This window comes from Acetobacter oryzifermentans (assembly GCF_001628715.1).
GTDB classification, from domain to species: Bacteria; Pseudomonadota; Alphaproteobacteria; order Acetobacterales; family Acetobacteraceae; genus Acetobacter; species Acetobacter oryzifermentans.
The window spans coordinates 667,267-689,601 of sequence record NZ_CP011120.1 but is presented as its reverse complement, the minus strand read 5'-3'; the positions used below and the strand labels follow the sequence as shown (position 1 = coordinate 689,601).

The 22,335-nt window shown below is 57.2% G+C and carries 22 protein-coding genes; 4 read left to right on the top strand and 18 right to left on the bottom strand.

The window, feature by feature from the left end:
* Positions 1–90 precede the first annotated feature (90 nt).
* From WG31_RS03410 to WG31_RS03395, 4 genes are all read right to left on the bottom strand, one after another.
* Positions 91–4,542: a Hint domain-containing protein gene (locus WG31_RS03410; RefSeq protein ID WP_082823120.1), complete on the bottom strand. Its 4,452-nt coding sequence runs from the start codon at positions 4,540–4,542 to the stop codon at positions 91–93.
* A gap of 104 nt (positions 4,543–4,646) precedes the next feature.
* A complete protein-coding gene (gene crcB, locus WG31_RS03405) occupies positions 4,647–5,081 on the bottom strand; it encodes a fluoride efflux transporter CrcB (protein ID WP_006117102.1) in 435 nt (144 codons plus the stop codon).
* A gap of 9 nt (positions 5,082–5,090) precedes the next feature.
* On the bottom strand, positions 5,091–5,861 hold the full coding sequence (locus tag WG31_RS03400; protein WP_063354859.1) for an SDR family NAD(P)-dependent oxidoreductase: 771 nt from the start codon (positions 5,859–5,861) through the stop codon (positions 5,091–5,093).
* Between the two features lie 149 nt (positions 5,862–6,010).
* A complete protein-coding gene (locus WG31_RS03395) occupies positions 6,011–6,520 on the bottom strand; it encodes an RrF2 family transcriptional regulator (RefSeq protein WP_082823119.1) in 510 nt (169 codons plus the stop codon).
* Between the two features lie 80 nt (positions 6,521–6,600).
* Between WG31_RS03395 and WG31_RS03390 the strand changes: the two genes are divergently transcribed.
* The 4 genes from WG31_RS03390 to WG31_RS03375 all read left to right on the top strand — a co-directional run bounded on the left by WG31_RS03390 (position 6,601) and on the right by WG31_RS03375 (position 9,447).
* Positions 6,601–6,975 carry a DUF488 domain-containing protein gene (locus tag WG31_RS03390; RefSeq protein WP_063353655.1) on the top strand — a complete coding sequence of 125 codons (375 nt, stop codon included), beginning with the start codon at positions 6,601–6,603 and terminating at the stop codon, positions 6,973–6,975.
* A 422-nt stretch (positions 6,976–7,397) separates the two neighbouring features.
* Positions 7,398–8,243, top strand: coding sequence for a formyltetrahydrofolate deformylase (purU, locus tag WG31_RS03385; protein ID WP_063353654.1), 846 nt, complete (start codon positions 7,398–7,400; stop codon positions 8,241–8,243).
* A 68-nt stretch (positions 8,244–8,311) separates the two neighbouring features.
* Entirely contained in the window at positions 8,312–8,797 is a 486-nt protein-coding gene (locus WG31_RS15465; protein WP_157884491.1) for a hypothetical protein, read from the top strand.
* Positions 8,798–8,925: 128 nt separating this feature from the next.
* Positions 8,926–9,447 carry an RcnB family protein gene (locus tag WG31_RS03375; RefSeq protein WP_063353652.1) on the top strand — a complete coding sequence of 174 codons (522 nt, stop codon included), beginning with the start codon at positions 8,926–8,928 and terminating at the stop codon, positions 9,445–9,447.
* 124 nt (positions 9,448–9,571) lie between these two features.
* Here the strand turns inward: WG31_RS03375 and pnuC are convergent, their stop codons facing one another.
* From pnuC to WG31_RS03305, 14 genes are all read right to left on the bottom strand, one after another.
* Positions 9,572–10,135: a nicotinamide riboside transporter PnuC gene (pnuC, locus tag WG31_RS03370; RefSeq protein ID WP_063353651.1), complete on the bottom strand. Its 564-nt coding sequence runs from the start codon at positions 10,133–10,135 to the stop codon at positions 9,572–9,574.
* Positions 10,132–11,433 carry a phosphotransferase enzyme family protein gene (locus tag WG31_RS03365; protein ID WP_063353650.1) on the bottom strand — a complete coding sequence of 434 codons (1,302 nt, stop codon included), beginning with the start codon at positions 11,431–11,433 and terminating at the stop codon, positions 10,132–10,134. The genes pnuC and WG31_RS03365 overlap by 4 nt, the downstream gene beginning before the upstream one ends.
* A 2-nt stretch (positions 11,434–11,435) precedes the next feature.
* On the bottom strand, positions 11,436–13,937 hold the full coding sequence (locus WG31_RS03360) for a TonB-dependent receptor (protein ID WP_209439365.1): 2,502 nt from the start codon (positions 13,935–13,937) through the stop codon (positions 11,436–11,438).
* A gap of 6 nt (positions 13,938–13,943) precedes the next feature.
* Positions 13,944–15,206 carry a cation:proton antiporter gene (locus WG31_RS03355; RefSeq protein WP_035354190.1) on the bottom strand — a complete coding sequence of 421 codons (1,263 nt, stop codon included), beginning with the start codon at positions 15,204–15,206 and terminating at the stop codon, positions 13,944–13,946.
* 72 nt (positions 15,207–15,278) lie between these two features.
* Entirely contained in the window at positions 15,279–15,725 is a 447-nt protein-coding gene (locus WG31_RS03350) for a hypothetical protein (RefSeq protein ID WP_035354323.1), read from the bottom strand.
* Positions 15,726–15,848: 123 nt separating this feature from the next.
* Positions 15,849–16,418 (bottom strand): phage fiber-tail adaptor protein, encoded by a 570-nt coding sequence (locus WG31_RS03345; protein WP_063353649.1) that lies wholly within the window; start codon positions 16,416–16,418, stop codon positions 15,849–15,851.
* Positions 16,419–16,424: 6 nt separating this feature from the next.
* On the bottom strand, positions 16,425–17,522 hold the full coding sequence (locus tag WG31_RS03340; protein WP_035354193.1) for a hypothetical protein: 1,098 nt from the start codon (positions 17,520–17,522) through the stop codon (positions 16,425–16,427).
* A gap of 7 nt (positions 17,523–17,529) precedes the next feature.
* A complete protein-coding gene (locus WG31_RS03335; RefSeq protein ID WP_063353648.1) occupies positions 17,530–18,108 on the bottom strand; it encodes a DUF2612 domain-containing protein in 579 nt (192 codons plus the stop codon).
* Complete coding sequence (locus WG31_RS03330) at positions 18,108–19,301, bottom strand: baseplate J/gp47 family protein (RefSeq protein WP_193562082.1); 1,194 nt, start codon at positions 19,299–19,301, stop codon at positions 18,108–18,110. The genes WG31_RS03335 and WG31_RS03330 overlap by 1 nt, the downstream gene beginning before the upstream one ends.
* Positions 19,302–19,329: 28 nt before the next feature.
* Positions 19,330–19,683 carry a hypothetical protein gene (locus WG31_RS03325; RefSeq protein ID WP_006117087.1) on the bottom strand — a complete coding sequence of 118 codons (354 nt, stop codon included), beginning with the start codon at positions 19,681–19,683 and terminating at the stop codon, positions 19,330–19,332.
* A gap of 11 nt (positions 19,684–19,694) precedes the next feature.
* On the bottom strand, positions 19,695–20,384 hold the full coding sequence (locus WG31_RS03320; protein ID WP_063353646.1) for a Gp138 family membrane-puncturing spike protein: 690 nt from the start codon (positions 20,382–20,384) through the stop codon (positions 19,695–19,697).
* Positions 20,381–21,307, bottom strand: coding sequence for a baseplate hub protein (locus tag WG31_RS03315; RefSeq protein ID WP_063353645.1), 927 nt, complete (start codon positions 21,305–21,307; stop codon positions 20,381–20,383). Before WG31_RS03315 ends, WG31_RS03320 begins: the two co-directional genes overlap by 4 nt.
* Entirely contained in the window at positions 21,304–21,624 is a 321-nt protein-coding gene (locus WG31_RS03310; RefSeq protein WP_063353644.1) for a phage baseplate plug family protein, read from the bottom strand. Before WG31_RS03310 ends, WG31_RS03315 begins: the two co-directional genes overlap by 4 nt.
* On the bottom strand, positions 21,621–22,334 hold the full coding sequence (locus tag WG31_RS03305; RefSeq protein ID WP_063353643.1) for a phage baseplate protein: 714 nt from the start codon (positions 22,332–22,334) through the stop codon (positions 21,621–21,623). Before WG31_RS03305 ends, WG31_RS03310 begins: the two co-directional genes overlap by 4 nt.
* Between the last annotated feature and the right edge of the window lies 1 nt (position 22,335).

The following is a 22,335-nucleotide window of genomic DNA, read 5'->3' as shown; positions in this document are numbered from 1 at the left end:
ACACAAAAAAAGCTGCGTTCCGTTTTGCGGGCCGCAGCTTTTTTGTGCCAAATTTTATACTAAGTTCAAGGCTCTATGCGCATATGCTGCTTATCCAGCCTGCCGTGACATCTGCTGGGGCGCGCGTGCACCAATGGCGGCTGCCAAAGCCTGTTGCACCTGCTGGGCCGTAAAGCCTGCGCGCATAAAGGCCCGCCCAGCTCGGCTGGCCTTGCTGTTGGCACTGGCTTGCTGATGCAACCGTACAATGGCAGCAGCCAATGCATCTGCATCCTGTCCCACAAAAGCAGCCAGATCCTGCGGCAGTTCCAGCCCTTCTGCCGCTGCGGGGGAAAGCACACAGGGCACCCCAGCGGCCAAACTATCCAGCACCTTGCCTTTTACACCTGCGCCAAAACGCAGTGGCGCAACGCTTAGGCGCACACTATCAAACAGGGCCTGCAAATCCTGCACATGGCCCAAAATTTCTACACCATCACGCGCAAGGGCGCGCAGTTGGGCGGGCATACTGGCCCCGGCCAAAAGGCAGCGAATTTCCGGATTGGTGGCCCATACGCGTGGCATAATATCCTGCACCAGCCAGCGTGCGGCATCTGCATTGGGGGCGTGTGCGTAATTGCCTACAAACACCACACCATCACGCCGGGCAAACCCCGGAACACGCATGCGCACTGGCACATCCCACGGTGTAACCTGCACCCGCACTTGCGGCAGTTCACGCCGCAGCAGATCAGCCTCAACGGTAGAATGGGTCATTACCACATCGGCCAACAGCATAGCACTGTATTCTGCCTGTTTTACGGTACGGGCACGGGCCATAAGTTCTGGCCGACCCTGCACCTGCGCCTGCCTGCCCAAACGCAGCCAGTGCAGATCGGCCAGCGCATACACAACCCGTGCCTTCGGCTGGTGCCGCCGTGCGAGCGCCGCATAGCGCGTGGCCGTATCCATGCGGTGCAGATACACCACATCAAAACTACCAGCCTGACGGCGCAGCACATCTTCTACCGATGAATAGAATGGCAACGTGCACACCGTAACTTCTGGCAGAACTTCCAGCGTGGCGGCCCCCTCCATCTGGTCTGCCGCAACAAGGCTGACATCATACCCCAACGCCACAAGTGCGCGCATATGAGACAGCACGGCATGAGACCCAGCATCACGCCCGGTATCGGGGCGCAGTGTATCCACCACCAATGCCCGTTTGCGCACAGCCAGCGGCGCCACACCCTGCCCCCTGCGTGCACGAGCCGCGGCCAGATTGCGCATATCCTGCCCGCTTTGTGCTCGTGCATGGGCCTGCGTAAGTTTTTCTACCTGCCCCAGTAAAAAGGAGAGCACCTGCGCCTGTTCAGCCTCGCCCGTTGCGGCTGTAACCGCCTGCGCAATAGCCTGCTGCATTGTGGGATCAAACGCATCTACCGCTTCCAGCACATGCGGGGCACCCAGCAATGCGCCATCACTTTCACGCCGGATTTCCAATACATGCCGCGTAAAGGGAGAAAGACCTGTGGGGAGCAGCACATCAAACCCGCAGCGCTCTGTTGCACAGCCGCCAGCGCGGCGCACATCTGGCCGCAAACCGTTGGCCACAATAGAAGCCACAAGCTGCCCGTTATCCAGAATCTGCAAAGCTACGGGTTCATCCGGCATGGTGGGGCTGTGCGCCCAGCCTGCCACATGTTCACGGGTTGCGCAGTCCACATATCCAAGCAGCGGTGTTGCGGGGGTGCGGGCCAGAACGGCCTGCACGGGTTTGGCTGGGGCCAAATCCAGCATCCACGGGCTGTTGCCAAGAGCTGTATGGTCAGCCACGCGCTGCACTTCCAGCACATGCCTTTCATGCACGCTCAGGCCGCCGGGCACTTCAAACACAAAGCCAACGGCATCTTGCATATCGGCACGGGGCTGGTTGGCCACAACCTCGCCCAGCACTACGCCGCAATCCAAAATACGCAAGCGCACAGGGGCGCCGTTTTCCGGGTTCCGGGCCCATCCTGTCAGACGGGTGCGGGTTATCGTATCAATATAGCCTTCCAGCGGCCCCTGCGCGCGCGGCCGCACGCCAGCACGGGCGTTCAACCGTTTCCGAATGGCCTCCAGCCGGGGGCCTTCTTCTACCCTTGGAGCGCAATACTGCGCAGGTTGTTTGGGGGCTGATGGATAAAGTGCCGCGTATTCCGCCGCATTGTGGAACATGCCGCGCGATTCATCATCCACAAAGGTTTCAGACCACGTGCCATTGGCAAAGATAACATCGTGGCTTTCCAGTTCGATATGGAAATACGCCACCTCATCCATCGCCTCTGCCTGCATGATGGATGTGCCATTCACCAGCGCCACAGCAGGCACCAGCACGTTATCCAGATACATGGCGTGAAGTGGAGAAACAGAGAGATCCTGCCGGGGCAGCCCCTCCGCCAAGGAACCTCGGCGGAAAATAACTGGCAGCACATCCGGGTTGCCTGCTGCAAACTGGCCAGAATACGCACGGCGGCCGATCCAGCGGATAGGCCGAAAACCATGTTCCAGCGTGCGCACCTGATCACCAATTTGCAGGTGTTCTACCGGCACTTCACCCCGATCTGTTTCTATCAGCGTGCCGCGGCAATAACAGGGGGTGCCATCTTCAATCTCGTAAATACCCTGATCATCCAGAACGCCCAGCTTATAATTGCCAGAACCACCCTCTATTTGCAGTGTTTCCGCCTGCCCCGTTTCCGAATTGGTGAACGTAAACGTATTGCCGCTTATGCCCATGTCACTATAAAATTGCGGAATCAGAATAGCTCCGTCCTGCAAGATATCATTTTGCAGGTTGGAGTTTTGGTTGAACTGAAGCGTAGCGCCAGAAACAATGGTGGTGTTGCTAAGCGTGGCATCACCCCCAACGTAAACAGAAACGGCGGTTTCCATTGTAACATGGTTGGCGCTGCCTAAATCAAGTTGCAGCGTAGCCCCGTTTTGCAGTGTCATATTTTGCAGGGTATCTTTGGCGTTCTGCACATTTTCCGAAACACCACTACCCAGAATATCTGCTGTTTGGGCAACAGCACCTTCCAGAACAATAGAAGCGCCAGAGGTATATGTATTGCTGGTAAGTGTTTGGTTAGACCCAAACACAATAACCGAGCCACCATTTACGGTGTTGTTTGAAAACTGCGTATCCTCACCATAGATGATCGCGCTGGTTTTGCTGGCAAATGTGTTGCTGGTAATTGTGGCTGGCGCAGCCTGTATGGATGAGGTAGTGCCTGAATAATGATAGATATCAGAGTTCTGGGCGCTGAGTAGGCTGCCGTCTTGAAAGGTTTCCCCGCTCAGACTCCCGCCCGCAGCCAGAAGCTGTTCTTCCGAACCGGCTTCAAACGTCAGGCCGCTTGCACTGCCACCTTCTACGGTTACCAAAGCGCCGGATGTTACTGTAACATCCCCTGTAAGGGCGGCTCCACTTTTAACCCATAGGCTGGAAGCAACCTGTTCATCCCCATATATCCAAACCCCTCCGCCCACAGTCGCGTTTTGCAACGTGGTGCCGGATTCCATAGAGATATTCAAAGCCGGGATAGCGCCAGAAACAGTAGCAGGCCTGCCACCACTGATAGTGCCTTCCACCACTGCATTCCCATAAGCAAATATGGTGCTAACCGGGTCTGTGTAAGCACTGGCATCTGCTGTGGCAACGGTTACGCCACTCAGAGTGCCGTGTAAATTAACATCTGTTTTGTTGCCCTCATGATTGGGGGCGGCAAGCGTTAAGGCATCAACTTCTGCGCCAGATGTTACATACATCATCAGCGTGGCGTTCTGCTCTGCTGGCAGGGTAGAAATATCTACACCAGAAAAAGGCTTGCCATCTGCTGTAACGTGCGTTTGCAGCACCACATCATCATCTGTGGCAACGGCATAACCCGGCAGCGCACCCGTTACATCGCTTACATTGGCGCCATTTTCCGCCATGAAAAAACCACCGCTCTGGATTGTTTCATGCGAGACAGTGCCCCCTGAATCCACATATTCCATTGCGCCGGACTGTATGGTGTTACCAGAAAGAAGCCCGCCCGTTTCTGCTGCTTCTATATACCCACCCGCCAAAACATTTGCGCTGGTTACAATGCCGCCTGCCTCGGCAAATATGTTCCCGCCAGAAGAAACGGTGGCAGCACTAAGGTAGGCAGAGTTTTTAAACGTGCCGCCCTGATCATCCCCAACGGTAACAACCCCGGCACTTGCAATCTGCACGTTTGTGGCGCTACCGCCTACATCCACGGTAAGTTGCGCGTTATTGCCTGCTGTTACGCCAGAAAGAACGCCGCCATTGTAAACCTCTACATAGCCATCGTTCATCTGCGTGTTCAGCGCAGAGCCATGCACGTCCAGTTCAGCAGGATCAAGGCTATCATCCTGATTATAGGCATTTGTAGGATCCAGCACTGTATTCACAACAGTGCCGCCTTTGGCAACATTTACAACTTCATTCGTGTTGATGATGTGCCCGGTTAGGGTCTGCCCGCTGGAAACGTTACGGGTTGAATCAGCCATCAGCGTGCATGCCTTTTCTTAAATACCCGGACAACCGGCAACATAAAAATTACAAACTCAACCCTATCGCATTTTGCCCCTTGAAAATAGAAGAAAAAATAGCCTCACACTTCTTCTTCCGTGTTGGTTTGCGCCACCAAAATGGCGTGGGAGTTCATGCGAGACGCCAGCATGTGCCCCATAGCCACCGCCCCAACAGAAAGTGCTACAGAAAGCACCACATTCACCAACGCACGGCCCCAGCCCCCAACCCGAATAAGATCCAGCGTTTGCAGGCTGAAGGAAGAAAACGTGGTGTACCCGCCGCATATGCCCAGCATAACAAACAGCCGCGTGGTTTCCGATACCGGATACCGGCCAGATGCCAGCGTAAGCGTGCCAAAAAAGCCGATAACAAAGGAGCCCACCATGTTAACGCCAATAATGGTGCCCCACGGAATATACCGGCTGATGGGTGCAGTAAGAACAGAAACAAAATAGCGCGCCAGTGTGCCCAGCGCGCCCCCGACCATAACAATCAGGCAGGAATAAAAAGACATTCGTAAACCTTACTCCGCCATTGTGCGATCTACCGCCAAACCGGCAGAGGCCTGGCAGGTGGGCATCATTTCCACATGGTTGATGTTCACATGTGCAGGCAAGCTTAAAACCCATGCTACCGTTTGGGCAATATCTTCGGGCAAAAGCGGGTGCGTGCCTTTGTAAACATCCTCGGCCTTGGTGGCATCTCCCAACCGCACCTGGCTGAACTCACTGCCGCCGCACAGGCCGGGGGCAATGGTGGTGGCCCGCACCTGCTTGCCCAGCAGATCACTCCGCAAATTGCGCATGAACTGCTCAACAAACGCCTTGGAAGCCCCATATACGTTGGAACCGGGGTACGGATACGTGCCCGCCGTGCTGCCAAGAGCCACAACATGCCCCCAGTTACGCGCCACCATGCCGGGCAGCAATGCGCGCGTTATTTCCACCATGCCGGTTACGTTGGTGGCAATCATGCGCTGCCAGTCTTCCAGCTTGGTTTCCCACGCTTTTTCCAAGCCCAGAGCCAGCCCGGCGTTGTTCACCAGCACGTCCACCTCCTGCCAGCCTGCGGGCAGGCTTTGCGGTAAGGCGGCAAGGGCTTGGGCGTCTGTCATATCCAGTTTAAAAGGCAGGATCTCGCCTTTGGCTTGGGCGGCCAGTTCCTCCAGCCGTTCCTGCCTGCGGCCTGTGGCAATAACGCGGTAGCCCTGCTGGGCCAAAAGCAGGGCAATGGCATGCCCAAATCCGGCGGTGGCGCCCGTTACCAAAACAGTTTGTGGTTGCTTGCGTGTCATACCCGTAGCCCTTTTTTGTGCATGAAACGGGGCGAGCCCCAAAGCAGAAAAGCCGCAGCAATGGGCGTGCGCCATGCTTTTCCGCTGTGCCTGCAACTGTAGGGCAAGGCGGGCCAAGTTTCAAAATCCCATCTTGGAGATGGCTGGCTTTAGGGGGTTACGGGGGCCTGCTGGTTGGCTTTGGCTTCCTGCAAAATCTGGCGTTCTGGCGTGTGCAACATATCGGCCAGCGTGCGGCTATCCAGCACCGCCATAAACGCATCCAGCGCCTCACCCAACGCGCCACGTAAATGGCAGGCACGGGCCAGCAGACATTCCGCACTGCCCGGCACACCGGGGGAAGGAGACATGCAGCTTACCAGCGCCATATCATCTTCCGTATGGCGCACCACATCGCCAATGCGAATATCCTCTGGCGCACGCCCCAGCATAAGCCCACCACCCCGGCCGCGCAGCGTATCTACAAACCCGCCCCGGCCCAGATGATGAATAATTTTAACCAAGTGGTTTTCGGAAATGCCATAAACCCGCGCAATCTCCTTTATGGAAACACGGCGGTCGGTATGCACGGCCAGATAAAGCAACGTGCGCAGGGCATAATCTGTGTGCAATGTCAGACGCATGGGGCCTTTTACACCATGAAAGGCAGGTATGCCCATTCATCTCTTTAAGATGCCTTAAAAACACATCTTAATTGAAACTCTAAAACCACAAACGTTCAGCATAAGCAGAGGCCACAATGCCCCATCAGCCCGATATCTGCATCCGCCGTATATATGAAGACGCCCAGCCCGATGATGGTGCCCGCGTGCTGGTGGATAGGCTGTGGCCGCGCGGCGTGAGCAAGGAGCGCGCGCACCTTACCTTGTGGTTGAAAGACATTGCCCCCACCACCGCCCTGCGTGAATGGTTTGCGCATGACCCAGCCAAGTGGGAGGGCTTTTGCCAACGCTACACGGCAGAGCTGAACGCCAACCCGCAAGCTGTGCAGCAACTGGCCGATCTGGCCCGCAAAGGCCGCATAACCCTGCTGTTTGGCGCGCGGGATGAAGCACATAACGAGGCCGTGGTGCTGGCCGCCTATATGGCCGCGCATCTGGCCCACCGCGCCTAAAAAAACGCCCCCCTTGGGCATGAGAGAACAAAGCAGGAAACGCGGGAAAACACTATGGGCAAGCTGCCTTCCACAAATCTATCCACAGGCTTTTCCCGTGTTCTCTCCCCCTTTTCTGTGGATAAGATTTGTTACAAAGCCAGAGAACAAATGTTTAGAATCGGCTGTTTTCTGGGATTTTTAGGGATTCGTTATATGACAAGCGCAGAATTGGCTTGACCATAAAAAAACATCACGAGTCGGGCTTGCCACGATTCATCCACAGGCCATCCACACATTTCGCCCAACGCCCCACCGGTTATAAACAGGTGGCAACACAAGCTATTGCGCAGCCCCCTGTGCACTGGCACAAGATGAGGCCATTGCGCCCCTGCGCCCTTTAATCAGGCCCAGTAGAAGAACAAAGGAGCATACGCCACCGCATGCAGTTTATTCTTACTTTTTCCTGCCCGGATCAGCCCGGCATTGTTGCGGCTGTGACATCCGTTCTGGCGGAGCGAGGTGCGGACATAACCGAAACCCACCAGTTCAGCAACCGGGAATCTGGCACATTGTTCATGCGGCTGGCCTTTAATGCGCCCGCACCGGGGAATTTGGCAGAAATAAATACTATTCTGGCCCCCGTGGCCCAACGCTTTGACATGAAGATGCGCCTGCATGACGCCGCCGTGCTGCCGCGCATTATTATTATGGTGTCTCGCTTTGACCATGCGCTGCTTAACCTGCTGTATCAGGTGCGGGTGGGTTGGCTGAAGGCAGATATTGTGGCCATTGTTTCCAACCACACAGATAGCGCTGCCACGGCGGAACAGGCCGGAATTCCCTATTACTGCTGGCCCGTTACCAAGCAGAACAAGGCCGAGCAGGAAGATAAGCTGCGCACCCTTATAAAGGAAACAAAGGCGGATCTGGTGGTGCTGGCCCGCTATATGCAGGTGCTTTCGGATTCGCTCAGTGCAGAATTAAGTGGCCGGGTGATTAACATCCACCACTCCTTCCTGCCCTCCTTCAAAGGGGCCAAGCCGTATCATCAGGCCTATGCGCGCGGGGTTAAGCTAATTGGCGCAACCGCCCATTACGTGACAGCGGATTTAGATGAAGGCCCGATTATCGAGCAGGAAACCGCACGCGTAACGCACAACCTCTCTGTGGAAGATTACATTGCCACGGGGCGCGGTGTAGAATCGCAAGTGCTGGCGCGGGCCGTAAAAATGCATGTTGAGCATCGGGTTATGATCAACGGCCACCGTACTGTGGTGTTTGGCTAAATACCCAAGGCTGCCGCCCCATTGTGGGCGGCCCTACCCGGCTACGGCCATAAAAAAAGGCGCCCCGTTTGGAGCGCCTTTTTTATGCAACCCATAAAGGGCCACATGTAACAAGATTAGTTGCTGCTGTTGTTTTCGCCGCCGTTCGGGCCGCCATGTTCGCCACCTGGGCCACCATGTTCACCACCGAAGTTGCCCTGCTGGCCGCGATCACCATGTTCGCCACCCTGCTGGCCGCGGTCACCATGTTCGCCACCCTGCTGGCCACGGTCACCACGATCACCGCGTTCGCCACGGTTTTCATCACCACGGCCGTTCTGGTTATCGCTGTTTTCGTTGTGTTCGTGCTTGTGTTTGTGGTGATGGCTTTCTGCGTGAGAAGCAACCGGCATAGCAACACCCAGAGCAGCAAGCAGAAGAAGAGCTTTTTTCATCGTGAACAATACTTTCATTCAATGCGTTTGGCACCGCACTTGGCAGTGCGTGTCAAAAATGACGCTAGGAAAGAATTAAGACAAAATAAAGGCTCGCAGACATACATTATGTTAATTTGATTTATGCCTTGCGTTGCATCCTGCGCAAGCCGCCTGCCTTACCCTTTATTATAGTGTGAGAAAGCTGAAACGTAATTCTGCCACAAGCGTATGTGAAAAATAGATTTATTATAAAATAGAGGTTTGACATGAAATTCCGTTATTTTGCAGCCGCTGCCATGATGGGTGTGATGTGTGCATCCGCCCCTCTTCATGCCGAACCCCAGTTTAATGGCCGTGGTGGCCCCAATGGTGGCCCCGGCGCCATGCGCGGCGGCCCACAACATGGCGGCCCCGGCCCAGCCATGCACAACAACCGCCCCGGCCGTGGCGGCCCCGCGCGTAATGGCGGCGACAACTTTGACATGAACCGCACATGGCGTAAGGGAGACCGCTACGATGGCCCCCGCAACAGCCGCTGGATGATCACAAACTGGCAGAGCCAGCGCGGCCTGTACGCCCCGCCATCTGGCTATTACTGGATGCGCTATGGCAACCAGTTTTTGCTAACATCTCTTACCACGGGCATTATTGCTGGTGTTGTAAGCGCCACCATTGGGGCCGTTGCCACCCCAGCAACCCCCACCTATGCCACACCGGGCTATACAGCCCCCGGTTATGCCGCGCCGGGCTATGCCGCACCCGGATACGCCGTTCCGAGCGGTTACTAAAAATAGCCTGATACACCATAGAAAAAAGCCAGAACGTATTGTGCAATCTGGCTCTTTTCTACACATAAAAAAAGCCGCTGCCCTTGATATATCGGGGCGCGGCTTTTTTCTTTTTACAATGGGTTTATGGGCTGCGTGCCACCACATGCCGCCACCGCCACCAGCCTTGTGCGGCAAGGCCCACAAAGGCCGTGTACAGCACAGCGGTTACAAACAGCCTGCGTTGCACAAACAGCAGCGCATACAGAACATCCACCACAATCCACAACACCCAGCAGGCGCGGTAGCGTTTGGCTGTCCATATCTGGCCCAGCACGCTGTAGGCACTTAGCCCAGCATCAGAAAGGGGCATGGGGTCATCCGTTATGCCGCGCAAGGCCAGCCCCAAGGCCCAACCTGCCACGGCTGTTATGCCGGTATCTCGCCATAAGGTGTGCCGGGTTAGGCGTGCAATATGCACCTGCCCGCTTGCCTGCACACCACGTTGCCAGCACCACAGGCCATATAACGCCAAAACCCCAAACACGCCCTGCAAAGCGGCATCTGCATAAAGGTGATCCTGCGCAAACACCACGCCATATAATACCGAGGCCAGAAGCATAACCGGCCAACACCACACCGTTCTATGCCCCGTAAGCCACACGCCCAAGGCGCTGGCAACTGCCGCCAGCCATTCTAGCCCTGTCACCGCTGGTGCTCCGCCAGCAAGGCAGGCAAACGGGCCAGAAGTTCCTGCCCCTCTGGCGCTTGCGCAAACCACTGGGCATGGCCAAGCAGATACGCGGTATAGGCAACCTCCGCTGATGCCTCATCTTGCAGCAGAGTTCCAAAATATGCTGTTTCAGACAGCGCAAATTCAACATGCACCAAAGGCAAAAACGCCACCACCTGCGCACGTTCTGCCGCACTTAAAGGCCGGATGTGCTGATACCCCGTTACAAACGCAGCAAGCTGATCCCACTCCACCATATGCGGGGCCTGCTGTGCCGTTGCGCTACAGCTTGGCAAAGCCAGCCAATCCACCATGCTGCGTTCTATGGCCACGGCCACATCAAACGCGGCGCAGGTGCGGTCTGCCATGCCAAAATCCAGCACGGCAACAGGTGTGTTTGCATGCCAGAACAGGTTGGAAGGGTGCCAGTCTCCATGCCCCCAAGCGGGTTTTATGCCGGGTAGCAAAGGGCGCAAACGTTCATGAAACGGCAGAACAACCCGCGCCACATCCTGCTGCCACGGGCGGTTGGCCAATGCCGCCACCAACCCCGGTTGCCGCGCCACCCATTGCTGGAGTGCAGGCATAAAATCTGCTTGCCCCACCACGCACATGCTGGAAACCAGCGGCACCACCGGGGCGGTTTTGCCCGCCACATTGGCGCTGCGTTCGGGGGCTGTATCATCCGCCGCGGCCTTGTGCAGTTGCGCCAGCGCCACCCCCGCCGCATGCGCCTGCGCGGTGGAGAAATACGGTTTCCAGGACATCACATCCCGGTAGGTGTCTTGCCCTTTGGCGGGTAGAAAAGCCTCGTATGTCCAGTTTCCAAGTTCCAGCGCGGTGCGCCCGTTATGTAAGGCCAATGCGGGGCATACGGGCAGGCCCTTGCTGGCCAGATGGCGGATAAACGCGTGTTCCTGCTCCAGCATGGCGGCACTGCGCAATGCGCGCGCATGGCGTTTGAGCACGCAGCTTGTGGCCTGCACCACCTGCCCGCCTATATTGGCACTGGCACTGGCACTGGCACTGGCACTGGCACTGGCACTGGCACTGGCACCTACATGGCTGGCAGAAGCCTCTCCCGCAAGCTGCACCACGCAGGCGGCAGAAAACGGGCGCATGCTATGCCATGTTACCTTTTGCGCAGGCGGCATATTGGCAAAATGCGCCAGCACAGCAGAAACTTCATCCAGCGTAAGGCAAGGCCAATCTCGCTTTTCCTGCACACCGTGAACGCCAAACTGAGCCGTATTCTGGGGGAAAGGATCTGCCACGCCTAAAACCCGGTAGAGGCTGTAAACAGGGCCGCAAACCCGCCGCCAATATAATAATCCGGGGCCTGCCCGGCTATGGTGGTGCCGTAGCGGCCCTGCGTGTCATGCGCGTTCATGGTGGGGTCTGCCACGCCGGAAAGATAGTGCTGGTTGGTGATGTTAATAAAGTTCATGCGGAACTCTGGCCGATGCAGCACAGAAACATCATCCATCCGATACCCCAACGCCAGATTACCCGTAACATGGCTGGGCATGCGCTCATCATTCATGAATGTTGCGTATTGATGGCCGGTGTATTTTACGGTCATCACGCCAAAAAAGTGCCCGTCATCATATGTCAGGCCCGCGGCGGCTTGCAGCGTGGGGCTGCGTACGGCGCGCTTGCCGCGTGTGGGAAGCAGATCTCCGCCCGAATACAGATCATTATCAATGGTGGCGTGCAGATATTCGCCCGAAAGATACGGGCTGATATGGTGCCACGGGCGCAAACCTATTTCTACATCCACCCCGCGAGATGTCTGCCCACCTGCGTTGATGGTGGAATCCACCGGGGCGCCATTTATCATTGCCAAAGTGGCAATCTGGCGGTTTGTGAAGTTATAGTTAAATAACGTCAGGCTGCCCACAACGCGGCTGCCTGCGTAACGGTAGCCCAGTTCTTCTGCTATGGAATATTCATTTTTCAGGCTGGAAGTGCCTTTTTGTGTTACCGCGCCGGATGTGGGGTCATACACATCATACAAGGCGGGTTCTGCCGGGGTGCGGAAGTTGGTGGTGGCATTGAAAAATACCTGATGTTCCGGCGTAATCTGAAAACGCACACCAAAGCGCGGCAGGGGCACGGCGGTGTTCATATTGGCGTGGTAGGGCGCGCCCGGCACGGCGTTTGTGCCTGTGCGCGAGAACATTACTTCCTTAAAACCTGCTGTCAGCAACAGCCTACCCTGCAACAGGGAAACCCTATCCCCCACAAACAGCGCATTGGTTTGCGAGAGAGTGTGGTTGCTGGCCCCCAGCAGCATGTTGCCATCGGCCAGCGTAATGGGCCGCCCACCCCATATGCTGCCCGCATTGCCGCTGCCATTTACGGCGGCAAAGGTTTCGCGCTCGGTGTCATCACCGTAATCATACCAGTAACCCAGCACCAGATCATTTACGCCGCGCTTCCATTCCAATGCGGTTGTAAAGCCAGAACGAAAGCTGCGCTGTGTGTAATCTGCCCGCACAGTGCTGTAACCATCTGCCGTTACGGGCAAATCCAGCACATCGGGCACGGCCTCTGTGCCATTATACAGGCCAGATGTGGGCAGTTGCGTACCGCCTGCGGCATTGCCATACGCGCCTTGCGCATAAGGCGTAACGTGCAGGCTTAGCCCCTCCGCCAGTGTAAATTGCAAAGGCGCGGCCAGATACAACGTGCGTTCCGGCTGACGAGAAAGCCGCCAGTAATCCGAACCCCCGTAATCATCATCCGCATGGAAGTGCCTGTCCAGATTATTGGGGCCGCCTATGCCGTACGTGCGCCAATCATCCTTGCTAACCTGCGGGTAATAGCTATCCACCGCTTGGTTCCAAGATCCTAACAACCCCGCGCTGTTGCCTTGGCCCCATGTTTTTTCCAGCTTGAAATCAACATGCTGGCGTTCATCCCGTCCGGCACCGCGCCAGTTATCTGTAGCGCCGTGAGAATAGGAGACAAAGCCCCGTAGGCCGGTATTATGCCCGATCTCGCCCGTATCCAGCCGCAGGAACTCGCGGTTGGTATCGTAAGAGCCGTAGGAGGCGCTAAGCTGCCCACCCGCCTTTTGTGCTGGCGCGCGGAAACGCAGCTTCATTAACCCGCCAGCGGCGTTTAGCACCGGGCTATCCAGATCGGGAGATCCCTGTTGCAGGGCAATGTTTTCGTAATTTTCGCTATCTGCAAACTGGCTGGGATAGCCAGTGTAATAGGCAATATCGTTCAGCGGCATGCCTTCCAGCACGTAGCCTATGGCATCTCCATTCATGCCGCGCACGCTGATATTGGTTTGCGGTGAAAACCCAAACGGGTCTGACCCGCTAACATTGGCGCCCGGTAGTTGGGAAACAAGCTCAAACGCCGTGGCGGTGGGGGATTGCAGGCGAATATACTCCTGCCCCACCACGCTTTGGGCCTGAGGTTCAGTTTGCGAATGAATCAGGCCGCCGCCAGCACTGGCATGCAGCGGGTTGGCCCGCACAATAACCACCTGCGGGCGGCCAGAAGCCTGCACCGGCGCACCCTGCGCTTTGGGGAGTGTAGCCGCATGCGCATCCGTGGGCGCTGCCACATGCTGGGCGGCTTTTGGCCCGGCCACTGGAGGCACAGATGCAGCCTGCGCCTGCCCAACCCAAACCGGCCACGCCATGCTGCAAAGCAGCGCGCCAGAAGCCAGCGTACAGGCCATCCACCACCGTTGGCGGCAACAGGGCCGCACTTTGGGGGCCACGCACCAGCATACTGCACGTTGTATTAAGGCAGGCATCTGGTTTTATCCTTCTGCCGCACCAAGGCGCACCTGCCGCACCACGCGCTCCATCGTTAACCCCTGCACTAAAATGGTAAACACAACCACCGCATAACACACTGCAAGCAGCACATCACGCATAGGCCCGTGTTCCAGACTTAACGCAAGGGCTATGGAAATACCGCCACGCAGGCCGCCCCATGTCATAATAGCCAATACGCGCCAGCGCTGGGAATCCCGCAAATATACGGGCAGCATGGCCAGCAGCACGCTAAGCGCCCGCACGGTAATGGAAAGCGGAATGGCCAAAGCGGCCGCCAGCAACACCGGAACACGGATAGGCACGCTGAGCACATAAAACCCTATCAGCACAAACAGACAGGCGTTAAGCACCTCATCCACCATCATCCAGAAATTGCGGATTTCGCGGTGCCCGTGCTGGCTAAGCGCCCCCAGTGCGCGGGGCATGCCCAGCACCAGCCCGGCTGTAACGGCCGCCACCGGGCCAGAAACTTCCAGCATTTTGGCAAGGCTGTACACCCCGCTGGCAAGAGAGATGGAAATAAGCAGTTCAAGATGCGCATCTGTTACCAGCCGCATGCACCATACCGCCAAGCACCCGCACAAAAAGCCCAGCAGCAGGCCGCCCCCCACTTCCTGCACCATTTGCCACACCAGATCCCCCAATGGGCCAATGGTGCCCGCCTCTGCCAGTTGCACCGCTACGGCAAACACCACAACACCCACGCCATCGTTAAACAGGCTTTCCCCCGCAAAAATGGCTTGCACTCTGGGGGGCAGCCCCAAGCGGCGCAACATGCCCACAACAGAAACAGGATCTGTTGGGGCCAGAATTGCCCCCAGCACCACACACCACGGCAAAGAAACCGCAAGCCCCACCAGCGGAAACGCCATCCACATGCCCCCGGCAAGCAGCGCCACAGCCAGCAGTGTGCCTAAAAGCGCCAGTGCCAGAATGGAAAAACGGTTCTGCCATAGCTCGCGCTGATCTACAGATTGCGCACCCGCAAACAGCAGGAAGGACAAAGCCCCATCCAGCAAAGTGGCTGGCAGATTTATGCTATCCAGCACCGCGCGGGCGGCATCCATACGGGGCATGGGCACGGCCTGCTCCAGAAAAAGCAAAACCGTGGCCACCCCCAAAGCCTGTGCCGTAATGCCAATAGTGGTGGGCAGGTGCAGGTAACGGTGGTTGATAATGGCAAAAGCTGTTGCCAGTGTGATCACAATGGCAAACAGCGCCAGCGGATTGAAAAAAGGCGGCATGAGCGGTTTCCTGTCTGATCAAACAGGCTGATGACGGGCGCAAACCAGAAAACCGCAAAACCGGATGCCAGATCAGGCGTTATTCTGCGGCTGCCCGGCCTCATCCATATTCACGATCGTCTGATCCGAAATGGAAACGTCTGTAAGTTCGGGGCGTTGCAATGCCTCGTTGGTAGAGCGCGCCAAACCGGCTGTCTTGTCTTTCAGATCTGCCAGTTCCTCCCGCACATCTCCCAGAATTTCCAGCAGGGCCTGATGGTCTTCTGCTGCGCGCCGGTCTGCCCCACGGCTTAGCACCGCATTACCCACCATAAGCGCGGGCAGCGCCACAAGCTGGATACAGTTGCTGATATATAGCAACGTGTTCTGCCACTGGGGCACAACCGCTGGCACCAGAGAAAACAGGAAAAACACATACACGCACCAGATACTGCCGAACATGACTGTCATTTTAACAGCCACGTTCTCGTTAAATCTGTTCACAAATGAATCGGCCTGTTGCTGTGATTTAGGTTTCATTTCTATACCTTTGCCTGAAATACCCACCGCGTTCGGGTGGGCTATCTATTTGCTCCAAGGTGTATCACAGCGTTGTGGGCTTGTCCGCTTGCGGGCAGCAAGGCTGGCTCCCACGCGCATGCTTCAGGCCAGCAGATAGGGCTGGCCGGTGGGGGTGGTTAGCACGCCTTGGGGGGCCAACAGGGCATTGGGCGGTATGGGCGTGCCATCTGCCAGCGTGGGCACCTGTGGCGGCGCGGCGGCGGCACTTTCTGCACTGATGTAAAGCTGCACGCTGGCCATAACGCTGCGCCCCTGTACGGTGTGCAGCACCATCTGCACTGTCTGCACCGTATCTGGCGGGCCGCTGCCCAAAAACACGCAGGCCATGCCTTGTATAATTGTAACCCACAGCACGGCCAAATCCGTATCCTGCCCGGTTGCAGTGGGCACGCTGGCCGTCACACTGGCCAGCGTATCCCCCGTGCCTTCCAACCATGCGGCTGGGGTAAGGGTATAATCCAGCGCATCTGCACTGCTGCGGGCAGGCCATGCCTGCACCACCTGCTCTGCCAGTTGGCCACGCAGGCATAGCCCCGGCGCCATCATAACCGGCAACACGCGTGCGCGGGCGGGTTGCCACCCCGGCGCCAGCACGGCCCCTTCTGGCAGCACAGAACAGGCCGTGCCTGCGGTATTGCAAGAACATGTCATGGTTTTTTACCTTGGCCCAATAGCTGTAACCCATACCGTTATGGGGGTGGAAACCGCGCCATCGTGATCATCCACCACATAGCGCACGCCCACAGCGCCAATGCCCGTGGCGGTAGGGGCCTGATCGGGCATGGCAAGTGTCATGCGTTGTTCATACTGCATGCACTGCAACTGCACAGATGTGGGCACCCCCGCAAAAGCCTGCGGAAAAGTAATGGCATCTCCATCCTGAATGGTAACGGAAAAGGACTGAATGCGCTGCCCGTATGGCAGGTTGATTACACGCCCATCCTGCGTGGCAAAATCGGCCTGATACGTGCCCAGCCCCACATAACTGCCAGCGGGCTGAAATACCCCGTTGGCCCAGCTTTGCGTAGCCACCACCGCGCCATCTGGCATACGGATGGAGCCATCCTGGCGGAACTGCCATTCATGCCATCCGCCTGCGGCATCTGTTAACTGCACGCTGGCAAACGCATATTGCTCAAACGCATCACGCAGGCAGAACAGCGCCTTCATGCTGGCGCTATACCCCAAGCGAGAAATAAACTGTGGCCCCCACGGCATATCACCCGCCTGTGGTGCGCCATTGCTGCCGCTGCCGCCCCATGTGCCGGTGCTATCGTAATAACCGTTGCTGATTTTACCGCCCGTAAGCGGAAAAAAGCTTTGCGCGGCTTGGGCAGATGTAAGCAGCCCGCTAAACAGGTTTGTCCACGCCGCACCCTGCGCGCCGGGGGTGGACAGGTTGTTATCCTGCCCAGAAACCCAAAACGTGCCCACAACGCTGCCCGCCACCACAGCCCCAGCCGGGTAACCACCAATAGCGGCGGCAAAACTGGCATCAAACGGGCCAACATAACCCGTTTGCAAAACCTGAATGGCGGCAGAAAGCGTTTTCAAAAACCCGTTCATATCCGCCCCGCGCGGGGGTACGCCACCGGCTGCGCGTTCTGTAAAGGTTTCGGGCGGAAAACCCAGCGCCATGCTGGCAGAACCATCGCCCGCCGTGGTTTGCGCTGTGGGAATATCCGCACAGTTGGCCGCTGTGGCGGAAGCCGCAATAGGTGTTGTAAACCGCCCGGAAATATCTGCTTGTTTCATAAGGTCTTCAGCCCCTGATGCTGTAAGATACCGCAACCCCGGCGGGGCGCGGCAGCACACCGGCGTTTTCGATAATGGAAACCTGCACATCTGTTGGCACAAAGCCAAAGGCGTAGGTCATGCTCATGTTGGTGTTATCTTCCACCCACGCATCGCCCTGCCCGGCAAACAGCGTGCGCAAAATGGCGTTAAGCGAAAGCACAGAACAATCCGTAATATTGGCCAGCGCCTTGGCATAAATAAGCTGCCGAAACCCGGCATCTGACAGGCTGCAATTTGTAAAATCACCCACCACAACACGGCCCGCATACCACGGGGCGGTGTTAAAGCCCTGCTCTGTCAGATCATTGGCCTCGGCAAAGCCCAGATACTGGCCAGAGGCCATGCGCAATACGCGCGAAACCCCAACAATGCGGCCCCATACATCCAACCCGTAGCCTTGGGCTGTTTCTATGTTCCATAGGTTGTCAAACCAGTTTTCTATACTTTGCGCGGGGTCTAAACACTGGTTCCAGCCCTCTAGCAGCGCATTCAGGCTGGGCGAGCACGCATATTGAGAAAGCACCGTTTGCCCGACATTCTGCATCAGGCAAACTCCACGGCAATATCAGCCAGTTCCAGCGTGAAAATCTGGTTGATATTTGCCTGCGCCGTAACACCCGTGGGGCTGGCCGCTGTGCCTACCCGAATATCCACCACCTGCGCCCAACTGCCCACCGCCGCCACGCAAGCGTAAAACCGGCTGGCATATAGCGTGCCGCCAATACCCACGCGGGCAGAACCATCCTGCCCCAAAAAGCACGCCAGAACAGCTTGCTGCACGGCAGATGTTGCTGTGTTTGGCACGCCAGAACCGGCTGCCAGTGTAAGCACAATATAAAGCGGCGTGGGCTGGGCACGCTCAAACGCCACTGTATAGCTGGGTGGTGTGGTGTACGTGCCAGAAGTGTCTGTTACAGAAACGCTGGTGCTGCCAGTATAGGCACAGCCGGGTGGCTTTTTACGCAAGATAGCCAAAGCCACGGCGGCATCCGTACCACCATTTACGCACACATACAGGCTATTGGGCGCAAGTGTTATGCCCCCTTGCGTTACTGCAACATTGCTGCTGTTATCTGCAACATACGCATCTGTTACGCCATCTACCGCCTGCACGGCCGCCAATATGGCAGCCAATGCCCCTACGGAATTCACAGCCACGGCGGCCTGCCTGCGGGCTTCAAACGCTGCACGGCCTTCTACCGCACGCCCCGTAACCCCCGCCACCGCGTTGCCCACGCCAGACCACCCGGCAACAGATTGGCACAGCCGCACACTGCCCGCCGGGCAGGATACTTCCCCCAACGTGGTGCAGGAAAACGTGCCCGTGCCTGTGCCCGTGGTATCCAGCGTAATGGCAGCATCTGCCGCATAGGTATTGCCCGCAGCATCTGCCACCAAAGCCCCTTGCGGAATAACCGTGCCCTCCACCCCCGTGCATTGGCATGTTACCACCGTGGGCGTGGCGGGTTTGCGCTCCATAAAATAAATACGGCCAATGGCATCCTGCATGCGGCCAGAAGCACGCGCAGGGTCCACCCCGTTAAACACAGCCAGCATTTGATCATACGCATCGCCCAAAATGGCGGTAAGCGATGTGGCCAACTGTCCTTGTGGGGTAGATAAATCCGTGTTCAGCGTATTGCCAAAAGCAGCGTTTATATCAGCCAGAACACCGGCCAGCATGTCTGCCTCCTGCGGCAGCACAAAGCCGGTATCATCCAGCAAGGGCGCAGGCACGGATGTTGTGCCTGCGGCAAGTGAGGTTTCAGAAACTGGCAAGGGTTGTGCTTCCGTTTTCCAATGTCAGATAAATCTGGCCGCTTAGCTTGCGGTCTGCCCCAAGGCTGGCCAGCACACAGGTTGCGCGCGCCACGTTGGGCACAGCAAGGGCCGCCTGCGCAACATCGGCCCGAAACAGCGCGGCAGACTGGTTGCGCCCCAAAACACCTGCCAGATAGGGCAAGCCAAGGGCCGTGTTGTACCAGCATTCTCCCTTAAACACGCGCACCGCGCTGGAAACATCCTGCGCGGTGGCGTAGGGCACATCCGCCACGGCAATATTGCCCTGCGCATCCACCACCAGATCCCACGTTGCACGATCTAGCAACAAGGTTTTCATACGTGCTTCTCCTAACCCTGCGGGGCGCTGGTGGTGCCACTGCCGGGCATAACGCCACCATGCACATGCGATACCACCGAAACACCACCGGCCTGCACATCCTGCCCCACATTCAGGCTGCCACTTATGCTGGCATCTCCTGAAATCTTGAGTAATTTTGCAGATATTTCCACAGTTCCGGGCGTATGTATAACCACCCCATCAGATGTGAACTGAATATACTGGCTGGGTGCCGCATTTAAAAAACCGCCCAGATACAGCGCATCCGCCATACTGTTGTGCCGAAAACTACCGGGCGGTGCGGCAGTGCGGGCAGTTTTTACGTTTAGAATATCCCGGTCCGCCATGACGGCCAGCCCGATATCCCCCACCGCGGGGTCTAGCACCACAGCGCTGCTGCCGCCCTGAAGCCGAAAATATGGCACGTTATACACCACACCATGCGGCATGGTTTGGCCTGCGGCATCTTGCTGATGCACCATAGGTTGCACATCCACAAACCCAACAGGGGCCAAGCCTGCGCCAGAAACCGCACACACCTTAACGGGTATGGCGGTGCGCACCTCCACCAACATGCGGCGCATAACGGCCACCAGCGCGTTGTAATCCGATGCCGCCGCCCCGGCCCTATCAAACACTGCCTGACCAGATGCGGGCATGTTGGGCGGAAAGCCTGATGCAAAACTGCTCTGATCTGTCATGAATTTTCCAATCCCACGGCCTGCGCCACCACATTGGTAAACCACGGGCCATCTGGCATTTGCGCGCTTAAACTGTGCCGAAGCTGCAAAACCTGCCACAGCCCCGTTGCCCCTCCACCGGGCTGATACTGGCTTTGCAACGCCAGCACGCCACCACAGCCAATACGCGGGTTAAACAGCATATCCAACGACACCCCACCAGCAGACCACGTGGGATACCCCACCAGCCCCGTGCTGGCCGAAACCTGAATAGCGGCCGATGTATCCACTGTTGCGCTGGTTGCGCCGGTTCTGGCGGGCCATACCGCCAAACGCCCCCGCCCCAATGCGGCCTGAAAAGGTTGGGTGTTCAAACACTGGCTGATCTGCTGCCCCGGTGTGCCATGAAAATACGGATCATGCAGCACGGTGTTCAGCCCGTTATTTTCAAATGTCAGCCCGGCTTTTGCGGCAATACGCGCCAATACCTGCGCCAGCGGCACCGCACCCCTAAACCCGGTGGGCAAAGCAGGCAGCGCATTTGGCAATACTGTAGAAAACGCCTGCACCACAAAGGCAACATCTGGTGCTGTGCTATAATCTGCATAAGCCAAAGTAACCCCACCCTGAAACACCAAAGCCTGCGCGCCAGAGGCCCCATCGGGCATCATAAGCAACACTTCGCTGGCGCTCTGGTTGGCAGGATCTGGCGCGCTCAGGCTCAGGCGGTTCATTAAATCTGGGGGCATGCCCGTTATACGGATATGCGCGGTTTCTCCCGTTGGGTACGGGGCCTGCAAAATATCCGCCTGCACCTGCAAACCAGAAAGCGTAACCGTATCCACCCCATCTGCCGCACCAAACACGCCATTAAGCAGCCGAAACATTACCTGCACATCTCGCGTGGCCCAGTCTGGTGTTTTTGTGCTTGGCATGCTGCTCATGCAGGCCATCCGCTGCGCCATAACAGCACATAGCGCGTGCCAAGCCCGGTGCTTTGCGGGTCCTGCGTGCCTTGGGTATCCATAAACGCCAGATCACCCGGCAGGCCGGTGGCGGCATTTCGGGCCAGCCATGTGCGATCCTGGCACAACACGCCAGAAAGCACGCGCGTACCAGCGCACCATATATCTGCATACAGCCCCGTGGCGCGTTGGCGCAGGGCTATCTGGAGCGTTTGTGCTGCCAGTGTGATCTTAAACATCTGTGCAGGCACGGCACTTATGGGCACCTGCACCAGTGTTGTTGTGGGGGTGCTCATGCAATTTCTCCGGCATTGGCGGTGCTGGTGGTGGCATAGGCCATGCCGCCGCATTGTATCTGCTGGCCCTGCGGCATGCGGGTGCTGGCAAACTGCGTGCTTCCGGTTATACGCACTTCCTGCAAGGCAATTTCTACAACTGGCATGGTAATGCCCTGGCGGGCTTCCCTCATCCAGCGGTGGCCGATAATGTTAACGCTATCGTATTTCTTTTCCGGGGTGATAACGGCATACAGGTTTGTATCGGCCTCCAACGCCTCCAGCGTGGCAAAAAAACCTGCACGCACATACAAAGCCCCCGCCTGCCCGGCCCCTGCCAGAACATCCAGCGCAAGGCTGGTGGCGCTGGCATCCTCCATTCCGGTTTCTGAACCATCGCACACCATCACAATCCGATGCTGCCGAGACATGCGCACTTTGCTGTAGGATAAAAACGCACCATCCTCCAGCGGGGCTTCTGCAATGCGCCACGTACTTTGCATATCGGCAGAAAGCACATGGGCAGATGTTAAAACCCGCTGCCCATCCTGCGTAAAAATACCCCACTGGCTGGCGGCCTGCGTAATTTGCAGATCATCCAGCAAACTGCCCACCGTAACAGAAGCCGAAGCCTGCACCCCGGCAGAAACAGATTGCCCCATAAGGGCAGGCACACCCGCTGCAACAGGAATATTCCATACAGATGGCAGGCTGACAGGCAACATGGGCATA

What these genes read in the sequence shown, in the direction of transcription:
- WG31_RS03410 (WP_082823120.1), bottom strand. Translation starts at nt 4,542, where the DNA reads ATGGCTGATTCAACCCGTAACGTTTCCAGCGGGCAGACCCTAACCGGG.
- crcB (WP_006117102.1), bottom strand. Translation starts at nt 5,081, where the DNA reads ATGTCTTTTTATTCCTGCCTGATTGTTATGGTCGGGGGCGCGCTGGGC.
- WG31_RS03400 (WP_063354859.1), bottom strand. Translation starts at nt 5,861, where the DNA reads ATGACACGCAAGCAACCACAAACTGTTTTGGTAACGGGCGCCACCGCC.
- WG31_RS03395 (WP_082823119.1), bottom strand. Translation starts at nt 6,520, where the DNA reads ATGGGCATACCTGCCTTTCATGGTGTAAAAGGCCCCATGCGTCTGACA.
- WG31_RS03390 (WP_063353655.1), top strand. Translation starts at nt 6,601, where the DNA reads ATGCCCCATCAGCCCGATATCTGCATCCGCCGTATATATGAAGACGCC.
- purU (WP_063353654.1), top strand. Translation starts at nt 7,398, where the DNA reads ATGCAGTTTATTCTTACTTTTTCCTGCCCGGATCAGCCCGGCATTGTT.
- WG31_RS03375 (WP_063353652.1), top strand. Translation starts at nt 8,926, where the DNA reads ATGAAATTCCGTTATTTTGCAGCCGCTGCCATGATGGGTGTGATGTGT.
- WG31_RS03360 (WP_209439365.1), bottom strand. Translation starts at nt 13,937, where the DNA reads ATGCCTGCCTTAATACAACGTGCAGTATGCTGGTGCGTGGCCCCCAAA.
- WG31_RS03355 (WP_035354190.1), bottom strand. Translation starts at nt 15,206, where the DNA reads ATGCCGCCTTTTTTCAATCCGCTGGCGCTGTTTGCCATTGTGATCACA.
- WG31_RS03350 (WP_035354323.1), bottom strand. Translation starts at nt 15,725, where the DNA reads ATGAAACCTAAATCACAGCAACAGGCCGATTCATTTGTGAACAGATTT.
- WG31_RS03345 (WP_063353649.1), bottom strand. Translation starts at nt 16,418, where the DNA reads ATGACATGTTCTTGCAATACCGCAGGCACGGCCTGTTCTGTGCTGCCA.
- WG31_RS03340 (WP_035354193.1), bottom strand. Translation starts at nt 17,522, where the DNA reads ATGAAACAAGCAGATATTTCCGGGCGGTTTACAACACCTATTGCGGCT.
- WG31_RS03335 (WP_063353648.1), bottom strand. Translation starts at nt 18,108, where the DNA reads ATGCAGAATGTCGGGCAAACGGTGCTTTCTCAATATGCGTGCTCGCCC.
- WG31_RS03325 (WP_006117087.1), bottom strand. Translation starts at nt 19,683, where the DNA reads ATGAAAACCTTGTTGCTAGATCGTGCAACGTGGGATCTGGTGGTGGAT.
- WG31_RS03320 (WP_063353646.1), bottom strand. Translation starts at nt 20,384, where the DNA reads ATGACAGATCAGAGCAGTTTTGCATCAGGCTTTCCGCCCAACATGCCC.
- WG31_RS03315 (WP_063353645.1), bottom strand. Translation starts at nt 21,307, where the DNA reads ATGAGCAGCATGCCAAGCACAAAAACACCAGACTGGGCCACGCGAGAT.
- WG31_RS03310 (WP_063353644.1), bottom strand. Translation starts at nt 21,624, where the DNA reads ATGAGCACCCCCACAACAACACTGGTGCAGGTGCCCATAAGTGCCGTG.
- WG31_RS03305 (WP_063353643.1), bottom strand. Translation starts at nt 22,334, where the DNA reads ATGCCCATGTTGCCTGTCAGCCTGCCATCTGTATGGAATATTCCTGTT.